This window comes from Ensifer sp. (assembly GCF_035999135.1).
Taxonomy (GTDB): Bacteria; Pseudomonadota; Alphaproteobacteria; order Rhizobiales; family Rhizobiaceae; genus Ensifer.
On the sequence record NZ_DASYGZ010000085.1, the window covers coordinates 52,153 to 64,905 of the forward strand.

The following is a 12,753-nucleotide window of genomic DNA, read 5'->3' on the forward strand; positions in this document are numbered from 1 at the left end:
CATGTGGTGGACAAGACTGAAAGCCCTGATCGTCAAGGAACTGCTGGCGGTGCTGCGCGATCCCAAGGGGCGCACGGTGCTGATCGTGCCGCCGATCCTGCAATTGCTCGTCTTTTCCTATGCCGCGACGCTGGAGGTGACCAATGTCGACGTTCTGGTGCTGAACCGCGACAACGGCCAATGGAGCCAGGAACTGGTCGAACGGATCGGTGGCTCGCCGACCTTCCGAAGCGTGCGCTTTACCGATCGGCCCGACGAGGTGCAGGAGGCGATCGATACCCAGAAGTTCATTGCCGCGATCGAGATCGGCCCGAGCTTCTCGCGCGACATCGAGGCCGGCCAGCCGGCCGAGGTTCAGATGATCCTCGACGGTCGCCGTTCGAATGCCTCTCAGATCGTTTCCGGCTATCTCACGCGGATCGTCGCCACGCTTGCCGCAGATACGCCCGCCGGCAAGCGCATGGCATCGAATGCAGTCAGCGTCGTTGCCCGCAACTGGTTCAATCCGAACCTCACCTATCAATGGTTCATGGTGCCGAACCTGGTCGCCAGCATCGCGCTCCTGATCGGGCTGATCGTAACGGCGCTTTCGATCGCGCGCGAACGGGAGCTCGGGACCTTCGACCAGTTGATGGTCTCGCCGCTTCGAACCCATGAGATCCTGATCGGCAAGCTGGTCCCGCCGATGATGATCGGTCTCTTCCACATCACGATCTACATCCTGGCGGCGGTCTTCATCTTTGCCGTGCCGCTGCGCGGGTCGCTGTTCTTGCTCTATGGCAGCGCCATCTTCTATCTCGCCTCGGTCGTCGGCCTCGGCCTTTTCATCTCGGCGCTGTCGATGACGCAGCAGCAGGCGATCCTCGGCGCCTTCCTGTTCATGGTGCCGGCTATGCTGCTTTCCGGTTTCGCGACGCCGATCGAGAATATGCCCGCCTGGCTGCAGCCGATCACCTATGTCAATCCGCTGCGCTACTTCCTCGTCATCGTCAAAGGCGTGTTCCTGAAAGACATTCCGGCGGTCGAGGTGGTGCGTCAGACGATCCCGCTGTTGCTGATCGCCATCGTCACCCTCTCGGCCGCCTCGTGGCTGTTCCGCCGCCGGCTGGAGTAGTTTAGCCCTTCAGAAAACGGCCGATCGCCGCGACCTCGTTCTGGCGGATGTCGTGGCCGCCCGGGTGCCACTCGACTTCGGTCGCGGTACCCTGCCCCGCGAAGTAATCCGTCAGAGTCTGGGTCAGCGGCGCCGGGCAGATCGGGTCGCGTTCACCGGCGGTGATCAGCACACGACGCCCCTTGAGGCCTGTATTGTCCTTCGGCCGGAACGGGATCAGCGGGTGCATCAGCACCGCCTTGTCGAACACGCCCTGCTCGATCAGCACGTTGGCGAGAATGTTCGCGCCGTTGGAGTAACCAAGGCCGATGACCTCGGATGCGCCATGCTCGGCAGCAAGGGCCTTGACGAAACCCGCCATCTTCTCGGTTGCCCGTGCCAGGTCCGCCATGTCGTAGACGCCCTCGCCCGTGCGCTTGAAGAAGCGCGCGGCGCCATGCTCCGCCACATCACCGCGCGGCGAGACGATCGTTGCCTCGGGCAGAAGCTCGGAGGCGAAGGTGAAGAACTGGTTCTCGTCACCGCCCGTCCCATGGAAGACGAAGAAGATCGGCTGGCCGGGCTTGCCGGCTTTCAGTTTGTGCACGTAGCCAAAATCGGCCATTTTCTGTCTCCTGCGGTTGCTGCAGTTCGGCAGGACGTGCCGATCCGCAACCCGTCATTGGTGCGTTTCTATCAGATTTGCCGAAGGCTCGCCGGCGGCGGGCCTTGTCTGTTGCCGACGGTATCAGTCGATCTTCTGCAGATGCGTTTCGAGAATCGGACGCAAGTGCTTGTGCTGCTGCGGCAGCTTCAGCCCTTCGCCGAGATGGGCAAGCTCCTCGTCACGATCGAAACCCGGCTCGTTGGTGGCGATCTCGAACAGCACGCCACCCGGCGTGCGGAAATAGATCGCCCAGAAGTAGTCGCGGTCGATGACCGGCGTCACCTGGTACCCTGTGTCCATCAGCGCCTTGCGCACTTCGAGCTGCTTTTCGCGGTTCTCGACGGCAAAGGCGATGTGGTGGACCGAGCCGGCGCCCTGCGACGCACGGCCGATGTTCGGCATCGTTTCGAGATCGATCACGCGAGCATCGTTGCCTTCAGAAACGATCAGGCGCGTCACGCCATCCTTGCGATCCAGTTCCTCGTAGCCCATGAACTTTAGAAGCTCGGCCGTCGCACCTTCATCGCGCAGACGCAGCGCTGCGGAATGGAACCCGCGGATCGCGTGGTCCGCCGAAATGCCGCCTTCGGTCCAGGGCGAGCGCTGGTCGTCCCTGACCTCGACCAGCGCAAAGCCGTCACCGTCAGGACCGGCGAAGTTCAGTCGCTTTTCGCCAAAAGTCTCTTCGTCCTTGAGACCGGAGACGCCAAGCGTCACAAGGCGATCCTTCCAAAAACCGAGCGACCCTTCAGGGACCGAAAAGACGGTCGTGCCGACCTCGCCGGTACCGGCACGGCCGGGCGGCATTTGCGGGAACGGGAAATAGGTCATGACCGTGCCCGGCGTGCCCGCTTCGTCACCGTAATAAAGATGGTAGACATCCGGCGAGTCGAAGTTGACGGTCTTCTTGACGCGGCGCAGTCCGAGCGACTTTGTAAAGAACTGGTTGTTCTCGCGCGCATCATCCGCCATCGAGGTGACGTGATGCAGGCCCTTGATCTGATTGAGCATTGCCGTGATCCTTTCTCTACAGCGCCACCGGGCGCTCCGTTGGGTGATAGATGCGCTCATCCAGCCGCCGGCGAAAGACGGCTGCAAACAAACGCATTGTCAACGCCGCATTGACAGCAATCGAACTTCGTCAACCAACACGCCTTACGAGGTCTGCTTGTGAGGCTTACCGCCGATGCTCTAAGATCGTCGCGAGGCGCGTTAGCGCCGCGACGCGAGGAGGGGCGCGGGTATCTGTGAAGTATCGATTGGTTTTCGGTTTGGTTTTGCCGTTGCTGGCAGGCGTGTTGGCCTGGCAGGGCCACAAGGTCGCGACGGACAGCTATCTGCGGGAAGCCACGGCGCAGGCGACGACCGCGCTCCGGCTCGCGGTTACCGCGCTCGACGGCCACCTCAACCGCTACCAGGCGCTGCCCGCCCTGATTGCCGATCATGAGGACGTCCAGGAACTTGTTACCCGCCCACGGGACCGGCGCCTGAAGGAAGCCGTCAACGCCTACCTCAAAAACATCAACGCCCTGCTGCACTCATCCGATATCTACGTCATCACGCCGGACGGCGATACGATCGCGGCGAGCAACTATGACGGGCCGACCAGCTTCATCGGCCAGAACTTCAGCTACAGGCCCTATTTCCAGGAGGCGCTGCGGGGCCAGGAATCGCGGTTCTATGCGCTCGGCACCACATCGCTGAAACGGGGCTACTTTTTTGGCTCGCCGATCCGGATCGGCGACGAGATCCGCGGCGTCATGGTCTTCAAAGTCGATGTCGAGAGTATCGAAGCATCCTGGGAAGGCGGCGAATACAAGATCTTCGTTTCCGACCCGGACGGCATCATCTTCATGTCCGGCAACCGCGATTGGCTCTATGCCTCGATCCAGCCGCTGACCGCAGAACGCCTGGCCCGCACCGAGGCGTCGCGGCGCTATGCCGATGCGAACGTGCATGCCCTACCCGTCTCCGAGAGCATCTCGGCCGGCAACCACTTTCTTTCGGTCGCGACCGGCGACAAGCGCCGTGAGTATCTGATGCTCTCGCAACCGATGCCCGACGCCGACTGGACGGTCAACGTGCTGATCGATACCGCCTCGGTGCGGACCCAGGCGCTGACGACGGTCATCGCCGCGCTGCTGATGATCTGTCTCGCCGGGCTCGGAATCGCGATCGTTCTGCAGCGGCGTGCACGGCTGAACGAGCGCATCTCGATGCAGGCCGAAGCGCAGGTCGAGCTTGAACGCCGCGTCGATGAGCGGACCGCCGACCTTGCACGCGTCAACGCCCAGATCGAGGAAGAGATCGCCGAAAGACGGCTGACGGAACAGCAGTTGCGCCGCACGCAGGCCGACCTGATCCAGGCCGGCAAGCTGGCCGGGCTCGGGCAGATGTCCGCGGCCCTTTCGCACGAATTCAACCAGCCGCTTGCGGCTGCCAAGACCTATGCCGACAGTGCGACGCTTTTGATCGAGCGCGGCCGCTCGGAGGAAGCCAGCGACAACATCCGCAGGATCTCTGGCCTCGTCGACCGCATGGCCGCCATCAGCAAGCATCTGCGCAATTTCGCGCGCAAGCCGAACGAAAAGCTCGGGCCGGTTCTCGTCGAGGAAGTGGTCCGCGATACGATGGAGATCGTATCGGTGCGGCTGAAGGCGGCCGCAGCGACGGTTGCGATAGATCTTGGTCCCGAACCTCTTGTCGTGAAGGCCGGCCTGGTGCGACTGCAGCAGGTGCTGGTCAACGTCATCTCCAACGCTGCCGACGCCGTCGAGGGGATCGACGATCGCACCATTCACGTTCGCGCCCGACGCGACGGCGACCGGGTGATCCTGTCGGTCAGCGACGGCGGTTCCGGCATTGCGCCGGCCATCGCCGAACGCATCTTCGATCCGTTCTTTTCCACAAAGGGCGTCGGCAAGGGACTGGGCCTCGGCCTTTCGATTTCCTATAACATCGTCAAGGACTTCGGCGGCAGTCTTACCGCCGTCAACCTGCCGGAAGGTGGCGCCGAATTCCGCATCGAACTTGCCGCCGACAGCGACAATGCCCGGGAGGCCGCCGAATGATCGAGAGCCGGATCCTGCTCGTCGACGACGAAGAGGATGTGCGCCATTCGAGTGCGCAGGCACTGGAGCTCGCCGGCTTCCGTGTGGATGCCTTTGCGGCCGCCGAGCACGCGCTCGAGTTCATCAGCTACAGTTTTGCCGGCGTCGTCATCAGCGACATCCGCATGCCCGGCATGGACGGCATGACGCTCTTGCAGCGTATCCGCGAGATCGATGCCGAGCTGCCGGTCATTCTCATCACCGGCCACGGCGAGGTGCAGCTTGCGGTGCGCGCCATGCGCGAGGGCGCCTATGATTTCGTCGAAAAGCCGTTCGCGGCGCAGATGCTCGCCGGCACGATCCGCCGGGCGCTCGACTGGCGCGCGCTCGTGCTCGAAAACCGCCGCCTGAAAGCGGTCGCCGGAAAACGCGACGACATCGAGCAGCGGCTGCCGGGCCGCAGCCACGTGATGGTCGATCTGCGCTACCGCATCCGCGCAATCGGTGCGGCCGACGCCGATACGCTGATCATCGGCGACACCGGCGTCGGCAAGGAAGTGCTCGCCCGCACACTCCATGATTTGAGTGCACGGGCCAACAGTCCGTTCATCGCCATCAACTGCGCCGCGCTGCCGGAAAACCTGATCGAAAGCGAGCTCTTCGGTCACGAGCCCGGCGCGTTTCCGGGCGCCATCCGGCCTCGCTACGGCAAGTTCGAGCATGGCCGCGGCGGCACCATCCTGCTCGACGAGATCGGCTCCATGCCCTTCGACCTGCAGGCGAAATTCCTGCGCGTCCTGCAGGAGCGTGTCATCACCCGGCTGGGATCGAACGAGCAGGTGCCGCTCGACGTGCGCTTCATCGCCACCAGCAAGGTCGATCTCGAAAAGGAGGTCGCGGCGGGACGGTTCCGCGCCGACCTGCTCTACCGCCTCAACGTCGCGACGCTGCGCGTTCCGTCCCTTGCCCAGCGCCGCGCCGATATCCCGCTTCTGTTCCTGCAGTTGGTCCGGGAATCGGCGGCGCGCTACGGGCGCGATGAAGCCGAGGTGTCGCAGGCGATGCTGGCGGAAATGGCGGAGCGCGACTGGCCCGGCAACGTGCGCGAACTGCGCAATGCCGCCGAGCGGCTGGTTCTGGGCCTCGACGCTGCGCCCGACGACGCGGCAAGGGCGGAGTATGGCAGCCGCCTTGCCGACAAGGTGGCCGCCTATGAGAAGGGCCTGATCGCCACCGCCATTGCCGCCCATGGCGGTGCATTGAAGCCGGTCTATGAATCGCTCGGCATCTCGCGCAAGACACTGTACGAGAAGATGCAGAAATTCGGGCTCGACAAGAAGCTTGTCGCCGCGGATTTTTCCGTCGACGGCGAGCTTTGAGCAGGCTGTGCGCCGAAACCTCGCAGCCTACTCTGCCGCGGTTGCCGCCACGAACTCGACCTTGATGCGATCCGGATCTTCAAGGTAGAGCGCGTAGTATTCGCTGCCGCCGTTTGCAAACGGATACCGGTCATCATAAAGGCAGGAGATCCCATTCTCCTGGCAGAACCGCCTCAGCCTGTCGACGGCCTCGCGGTCCTTCACGCGAAAAGCCAGGTGGTTGAGGCCGACGCCGCATCGGTGATAATCGCGAGAGGCATGTTTCTCGGCAACCTGCACGAATGTCAGGTAGGCATCGTCGCCATGGGCGAGCGTAAAGCCACCATCCCACCGCCCCTCCAATTCATAGCCCACCTCGGCGAGAAGCGATGTCCAGAAGGCGTGCGAGACCTCGAGATCAGACACATAGATCTCCACGTGATGCAGCATCGGCCCGTCCCTCCATCAGCGGCGGGACTGCAGTCCTATCGCCTGCTGCCGCTCGTGCCCGCATCTTTGCGGCTGTACAGGTAAGAGGCAACACCGATGTGGCGGACGAACGGGCATCTTCAACGGACCGCCGGAATCAGAATGGGGACACGATCGCTCGCGTCCCCATTGATGGCGTTTTCGGCAAGCCTCAGACGTTGAAGGCCGCACCGATCAGCGTCTTGGTGTAGGGCTGTTTCGGTGCCTCGAAGATGGCGTCCGTCTCTCCCTCTTCGACGATCTTGCCGTTCTTCATCACGATCACATAGTCCGACATCGCCTTGACGACCGAAAGGTCGTGGCTGATGAAGATGTAGGAGAGGTCGTGTGAACGCTGCAGGTCGCGCAGGAGCTCGATCACCTGCCCCTGCACCGAGCGGTCGAGCGCCGACGTCGGCTCGTCGAGAATGACGACCTTCGGCTTCAGGATCATGGCGCGGGCGATTGCGATGCGCTGGCGCTGTCCGCCCGAGAACTCGTGCGGGTAGCGGTTGCGCGACGCCGGGTCGAGCCCCACTTCCCTCAGCGCTTCGGACGCCCGGCGATCGCGATCGGCACGGCTGAGCTCGGGCTCGTGTACGTGCAGGCCTTCCGTGATGATCTCGCCGACGGTACGGCGCGGCGAAAGCGAGCCGTAGGGATCCTGGAAGACGAGCTGCAGCGTCCGGCGCAACGGCCGCATCTGGCCGCGATCGAAGCCGGAAATATCCGTCGTTCCGAAGCGGTAGTAGCCGCTGCTCGGCAGGAGCCTCAGAAGCGCGCGTCCGAGCGTAGACTTGCCGGAACCGGATTCACCGACGACACCGATCGTCTGCCCCTCCTTCAGGCGCAGACTGACGCTGTCGACCGCGCGGAAGACGGACCTGCCGCCCCGGAAGAGGCCGCCGCCGATCTGGTAATCGACGCAGACGTCACGGCCTTCAAGGATGATCGGCGCGTTGTCGGCCGGCGATGCCTTGCGTCCGCTCGGCTCGGCCGCAAGCAGCATCTTCGTGTAGTCGGCCTGCGGCCGCTCGAAGATATCCGCCGTCGTGCCTTTCTCCACCACTTCGCCGCGCCGCATGACAGCGACGCGATCGGCGAAATGCTTGACGATGCCGAGGTCGTGGGTGATCAGCACGATCGCCATGCCGAAGCGCTTTTGCAGCGACTTCAAGAGATCGAGGATCTGCGCCTGGATCGTCACGTCGAGCGCCGTCGTCGGTTCGTCTGCGATCAGCAGATCCGGCTCGTTGGCGAGCGCCATCGCGATCATCACGCGCTGGCGCTGGCCGCCCGAAAGCTCATGCGGATAGCTGTCGATCCGACGCTTCGGTTCCGGAATGCCGACGAGCTCGAGCAGTTCAAGCACGCGCGCACGCGCCTGCTTGAACGTACCGCCGCGGTGGTGGACGATCGGCTCGGCGATCTGACGACCAACCGGGTAGAGCGGATCGAGCGAGGTCATCGGCTCCTGGAAGATCATGGTGACCTTCGCGCCGCGCACCTGGTTGAGGGCCTTCGGAGGCAATCCGACAAGTTCCTGCCCGCGGTAGGTAGCCGAGCCGGTCACGACGCCGTTCTTGGCGAGCAGCCCCATGATGCCCATCATCGTCTGGCTCTTGCCGGAGCCGGACTCACCGACAACCGCAAGCGTTTCACCGGTGCGGACATCGAGATCGATGCCCTTGACCGCTTCGACGGTGCCGTCCGGCGTCGAGAAGTTCACCTTGAGGCCGCGCACGGCCAGGATGGTTTCCTTGGTATCTGCCATGTCAGCGATCCTTCGGGTCGAGCGCGTCGCGCAGGCCGTCGCCAATGAAATTCAGCGAGAACAGCGTCAGGACGAAGAAGATGGCCGGGAAAATCAAAAGCCACGGCGCCGACTGGATGTTGTTTGCGCCTTCCGAGATCAACGCGCCCCAGCTCGTCAGTGGCGCCTGGACGCCAAGGCCGAGGAAGGAGAGGAAGCTCTCGAGCAGGATCACCTTCGGTACGACCACGGTCACGAAAACGATAACCGGACCGATCGTGTTGGGGATGATATGCCGACGGATGATCTGCCAATCCGTAAGACCGAGCGCCTGGGCGGCGCCGACGAACTCACGGCGTTTCAGTGCCAGCGTCTGGCCGCGAACGATACGGGCCATGTCGAGCCATTCCACCGCGCCGATCACCAGGAAGATCAGGATGAACGAGCGGCCGAAGAACACCACGAGCACGACGACGAGGAACACGAAGGGCAGCGAATAGAGGATTTCCACCAGACGCATCATGACGTTGTCGACGCGGCCGCCGATATAGCCCGATGTCGCGCCATAGATGACGCCGATGCCGAGCGATACAAGACTGGCGAGCAGGCCGACGGCGATCGAGATCTGGCCGCCGAGCATGACACGAACGAGCAGGTCGCGACCATTGCTGTCGGTGCCGAAGGGAAAGTACTCGCGGTTGACCTGACCGGTGACCTTCAGCGTCTTGCCGTCGTCTTCGGTTGCCACGACCTGCGTGTCGCGGAATTCGTTCGCGCGGTCGAAGTAGCGCGTCGCACGCACGTCGATCGGCTGTTCCGACGTGATGGTCGCGGTGAAGGTCTCGCCCTCGAGATTGAACGCCTTGAGGGTGACGCGGGCACGGGCCGCGACCCCTTCCACGACACCTTGCAGGGTGGACGTATCAGGGCGCGGTTCTAGGCTTGGACTGGTGTTCACGTAGGACGGAAACACCTGGTCATAGGTGTGCGGTACGAAAAACGGACCGAGGAACGAGAACAGTGCGATCAGGGCCAGCAGGAAGCAACTGGCCATGGCGGCGCGGTTTCGCTTGAAGCGCATGGACGCGAGCTGGAAGAGGCTTCGCCCCTTGGTTTCCGGTGTTGCCACCGGCGTCTGGACGATATCAGTCATGGCGAACCCTCGGATCGAGCAGGCCGTAGAGAATGTCGACCAGGAGATTGAAGACGATGACGAAGATGGCAACGAGAATGACGGTGCCCATCACCAGCGTGTAGTCTCGGTTGATGGCGCCAAGAACGAAGTAGCGGCCGACGCCGGGAATGGTGAAGATCGTCTCGACCACGGCCGAGCCGGTCAGGAGTGCTGCAGCGCAAGGTGCCAGATAGGAAACGACCGGCAGCATCGCGCCACGCATCGCGTGGGTGACGACGACCGTTCGTGATGGCAGCCCGTAAGCCTTGGCCGTTCGGATGTGATCCGTGTGCAGCGCCTCGATCATCGAACCGCGGGTAAGGCGCGCGAAGACCGCAAGCTGCGGCAATGCCAGGGCGATCATCGGCAGGATGAGGAAGCGCAGGGATCCGTCGCCCCAGCCGCCGGCCGGCAGCCATGCCAGCACGATGGCGAAGACCAGCGTCAGCACCGGGCCGACGACGAAGTTGGGCACGGTCACGCCGATCGTCGAGAACGACATGATCGCGAAATCGAGAGCACTGTTCTGCCGGAGTGCTGCGATCGTGCCGGCGGTGACGCCGCCGATCAGCGCGAAGAGCAGCGCATAGAAGCCGAGCTCCATCGAATAGGGCAGGCCCTTGCTGATCAGTTCAGCGACGTTGTTGTCCTTGTAGACATAGCTCGGGCCGAAGTCGCCGGTCACCGCATTGCTGATATAGTGCGTGTATTGGCGCCAAAGGGGCTGGTCGAGCTGATACGTCTTCATCAGGTTCGCCATCGTTTGTGGCGGAAGAGGACGCTCGAGGTTGAAGGGACCGCCTGGAGCGAACCGCATCAGGAAAAATGAAATGGTGACGACGATAAACAAGGTCGGCACCGCACTCGCCAATCGGCGAAGGATGAAGGAAATCATGGACGTACTCCGGAGGCGACGCGCGGCTTTTCAACCGCGCGTCGTCTCTGTTCGTTATTCGGCGATGCTCAGGAACTTGCTGAGGTGCTCGTTCGGAGCATTGTCAGCCCAGCCCTTGACGCGGCTCGCGACCAGCCACAGGTCGGCCTGGGTCAGCAGCGGAGCGATCGGCTGCTCCTTCATCAGCAGCGCTTCGGCGTCATGCATGAGCTTGGAGCGGGCTGCCGGATCCTGCTCGTCGTAGGACTTCTTCATCAGGCCGTCGAACTCGGCGTTCTCGAAGTGGCCGTAATTGAAGGTCTTGTTGGAGCCGACGCTGAGCGCCAGGAAGTTCTCGGCGTCCGCGTAGTCGGCCTGCCAGCCGGCGCGGGCAACGTTGAACTTGCCGCCTTCCTGCAGGTAGGCGTAGTGCGAGGACACGTCGAGGTTCACCAGCGACACCTTGGCGCCGAAGGTGTTCTTCCACATGTCGGCGACGGCGGTCGCAACACGCTCATGGTTCGGGTTGGTGTTGTAGCGCAGCTCGATGTCGAGCGGCTTGCCACCTTCGCCGTAGCCGGCTTCCTTCATGAGCGCGATCGCCTTGTCTTCGCGGTCGAGCTGCGACAGCGTGCCGAACTCGGCCTTGGACGGCTCGCCGTAGCTCTCGATGCCCGGGGGAACCATCGAGTAGGCCGGCAGCTGCGAACCCGCGTAGATTTCCTTCGCGAGGAAGTCGCGGTCGACGGCCATGGAGAGCGCCTGACGGACGCGAACGTCGCTGTAGGGCTCCTGGCGGGTGTCGAATGCGTAATAGTAGGTCGCGAGCGACGGCGAGACGTGGACCTGTTCGCCGTAGGACGTGCGCAGACGGTCGATCTGGTCAGCCGAGAAGTTATAGACGAGGTCCATTTCCTTGGCTTCGAAGCGACGGACCGAAGCGGCCTGATCGTCGATCGGGTAGAAGATGACCTTGTCGAGCTTGACGTTGGCGGCATCCCAGTAGTTGGCGTTCTTGACGACGGTCAGGCTGTCGTTCGGAACGTGAGCCTGGAGCGTGAATGCGCCGTTCGAAACCATGACGCCCGGCTTGACAAAGTCGGCGCCGTTCTTTTCGACGCTTGCCTTGCTGACCGGAAGTGCTGTCTGGTGTGCGAGCAGTTCGAGGAAGAACGGGGTCGGACGCTCCAGCGTGATTTCGACCGTCTTTTCGTCGATTGCCTTGACGCCCAGCTGGTCGGTCGGGACTTCGCCCTTGTTGACCTTTTCGGCGTTCTTGATCGGGAAGAGAATGTTGGCGTAACCGGCAGCAGTCTTCGGATCTTCAACGCGACGGAAGGAGAAGACGAAGTCTTCGGCCGTTACCGGCGAACCGTCGGACCACTTGGCATCGGCGCGCAGCTTGAAGGTGTAGACCGTGCCGTCGTCCGAAAGCTCCCACGTTTCAGCAACACCGGGGACGATCTTGGCCGATGCGTCATAGATCGTCAGGCCTTCGTAGAGGTCCTTGAGGATGAACGCTTCGATGTTGATCGAGGTGTGGTGCTGGTCCAGCGTCTGCGGCTCACCCGCATTGCCGCGATGCAGGACAGCTTCGGCAAGCGCCGGGCTTGCGGCCATGAGCAGCGAGCCAATCAGCGCGGCAGCGCTAAGGTTGAGTTTCAGTGATGCCATTTTGTTTCTCTCCTTCCCCTTGTTTTGGGTTTGTGATCGCAGGAGAGAAGTGCAAATCGCCCCCGAAGGCAAGGTGGATTCTGCGGGCGTTTGCATCTTTATCTATAGAGCAGGATTCAACCTATCCCATAGGTTGTATTTCGTTTGCGATTCTTTTCGTCGCCTTTGCGACGGACATATGACGTAAGCACGGTATTTCTGCGAATTCTCCTGTAACGTTTTAGGTCGACAATTTTTATGGACAAACTGCCCTCGGAATCGCCACCGAATCGCCGCCGATGCAAAGTTTGTGAATTTTGGCCGCAGTTTACGTAATGTGCAGAAAGAAAGTCGGCCTTCACCGCAATCTTCTTGCGGCCCGTTCACTCCCTGTCGACAGACTGTTTCCAGGGCACACTTTCCATTCGGGTGCATAGAATGAAATACGCCCTTAATGGTTGCGTGAGACAGTGTTGCCTCCTTCGCCGCGTCGCCACCACCAGAAAGTGAAACCACATATCCGGAAAGCTGTTGCATCCAGTCCACAGTAAAATCGATTGAAGCGTCTTTCGACCTCTGGCAACCTGCCTTTTGCCCGGTTGTCAAACCACTTCGATGAACTATTGTGCGCCTGACTTCGGTGGGCGCGACCAATTCGCGCGC

At 62.2% G+C, this 12,753-nt stretch carries 10 protein-coding genes; 3 read left to right on the plus strand and 7 right to left on the minus strand.

The window, feature by feature from the left end; translation table 11 throughout:
• Position 1 precedes the first annotated feature (1 nt).
• Positions 2-1,114: an ABC transporter permease gene (locus tag VGO12_RS10435; RefSeq protein WP_327512680.1), complete on the plus strand. Its 1,113-nt coding sequence runs from the start codon at positions 2-4 to the stop codon at positions 1,112-1,114.
• 1 nt (position 1,115) lies between these two features.
• Here the strand turns inward: VGO12_RS10435 and VGO12_RS10440 are convergent, their stop codons facing one another.
• Entirely contained in the window at positions 1,116-1,718 is a 603-nt protein-coding gene (locus VGO12_RS10440; RefSeq protein ID WP_327512681.1) for an alpha/beta hydrolase, read from the minus strand.
• Positions 1,719-1,841: 123 nt separating this feature from the next.
• The gene (locus VGO12_RS10445) at positions 1,842-2,771 is read right to left on the minus strand and encodes a VOC family protein (protein WP_327512682.1); all 930 of its coding nucleotides are present in this window, start codon (positions 2,769-2,771) and stop codon (positions 1,842-1,844) included.
• 236 nt (positions 2,772-3,007) lie between these two features.
• Here VGO12_RS10445 and VGO12_RS10450 point away from each other — a divergent pair, with 236 nt between their 5' ends.
• Positions 3,008-4,831 (plus strand): sensor histidine kinase, encoded by a 1,824-nt coding sequence (locus VGO12_RS10450; RefSeq protein ID WP_327512683.1) that lies wholly within the window; start codon positions 3,008-3,010, stop codon positions 4,829-4,831.
• Positions 4,828-6,189 carry a sigma-54 dependent transcriptional regulator gene (locus VGO12_RS10455; protein WP_327512684.1) on the plus strand — a complete coding sequence of 454 codons (1,362 nt, stop codon included), beginning with the start codon at positions 4,828-4,830 and terminating at the stop codon, positions 6,187-6,189. The genes VGO12_RS10450 and VGO12_RS10455 overlap by 4 nt, the downstream gene beginning before the upstream one ends.
• A gap of 27 nt (positions 6,190-6,216) precedes the next feature.
• Here the strand turns inward: VGO12_RS10455 and VGO12_RS10460 are convergent, their stop codons facing one another.
• From VGO12_RS10460 to VGO12_RS10480, 5 genes are all read right to left on the minus strand, one after another.
• On the minus strand, positions 6,217-6,618 hold the full coding sequence (locus tag VGO12_RS10460) for a VOC family protein (protein ID WP_327512685.1): 402 nt from the start codon (positions 6,616-6,618) through the stop codon (positions 6,217-6,219).
• A 190-nt stretch (positions 6,619-6,808) separates the two neighbouring features.
• On the minus strand, positions 6,809-8,410 hold the full coding sequence (locus tag VGO12_RS10465) for an ABC transporter ATP-binding protein (RefSeq protein ID WP_327512687.1): 1,602 nt from the start codon (positions 8,408-8,410) through the stop codon (positions 6,809-6,811).
• Position 8,411: 1 nt separating this feature from the next.
• Positions 8,412-9,542: an ABC transporter permease gene (locus tag VGO12_RS10470; RefSeq protein ID WP_327512688.1), complete on the minus strand. Its 1,131-nt coding sequence runs from the start codon at positions 9,540-9,542 to the stop codon at positions 8,412-8,414.
• Positions 9,535-10,458 (minus strand): oligopeptide ABC transporter permease OppB, encoded by a 924-nt coding sequence (gene oppB, locus VGO12_RS10475; protein ID WP_327512689.1) that lies wholly within the window; start codon positions 10,456-10,458, stop codon positions 9,535-9,537. The genes VGO12_RS10470 and oppB overlap by 8 nt, the downstream gene beginning before the upstream one ends.
• A 54-nt stretch (positions 10,459-10,512) precedes the next feature.
• On the minus strand, positions 10,513-12,111 hold the full coding sequence (locus VGO12_RS10480) for a peptide ABC transporter substrate-binding protein (RefSeq protein WP_327512690.1): 1,599 nt from the start codon (positions 12,109-12,111) through the stop codon (positions 10,513-10,515).
• Positions 12,112-12,753 lie beyond the last annotated feature (642 nt).

Excerpts from the sequence above, each read along its gene's own strand:
- VGO12_RS10435 (WP_327512680.1), top strand. The coding sequence starts at position 2 with ATGTGGTGGACAAGACTGAAAGCCCTGATCGTCAAGGAACTGCTGGCG.
- VGO12_RS10440 (WP_327512681.1), bottom strand. The coding sequence starts at position 1,718 with ATGGCCGATTTTGGCTACGTGCACAAACTGAAAGCCGGCAAGCCCGGC.
- VGO12_RS10445 (WP_327512682.1), bottom strand. The coding sequence starts at position 2,771 with ATGCTCAATCAGATCAAGGGCCTGCATCACGTCACCTCGATGGCGGAT.
- VGO12_RS10455 (WP_327512684.1), top strand. The coding sequence starts at position 4,828 with ATGATCGAGAGCCGGATCCTGCTCGTCGACGACGAAGAGGATGTGCGC.
- VGO12_RS10460 (WP_327512685.1), bottom strand. The coding sequence starts at position 6,618 with ATGCTGCATCACGTGGAGATCTATGTGTCTGATCTCGAGGTCTCGCAC.
- VGO12_RS10465 (WP_327512687.1), bottom strand. The coding sequence starts at position 8,410 with ATGGCAGATACCAAGGAAACCATCCTGGCCGTGCGCGGCCTCAAGGTG.
- VGO12_RS10470 (WP_327512688.1), bottom strand. The coding sequence starts at position 9,542 with ATGACTGATATCGTCCAGACGCCGGTGGCAACACCGGAAACCAAGGGG.
- oppB (WP_327512689.1), bottom strand. The coding sequence starts at position 10,458 with ATGATTTCCTTCATCCTTCGCCGATTGGCGAGTGCGGTGCCGACCTTG.
- VGO12_RS10480 (WP_327512690.1), bottom strand. The coding sequence starts at position 12,111 with ATGGCATCACTGAAACTCAACCTTAGCGCTGCCGCGCTGATTGGCTCG.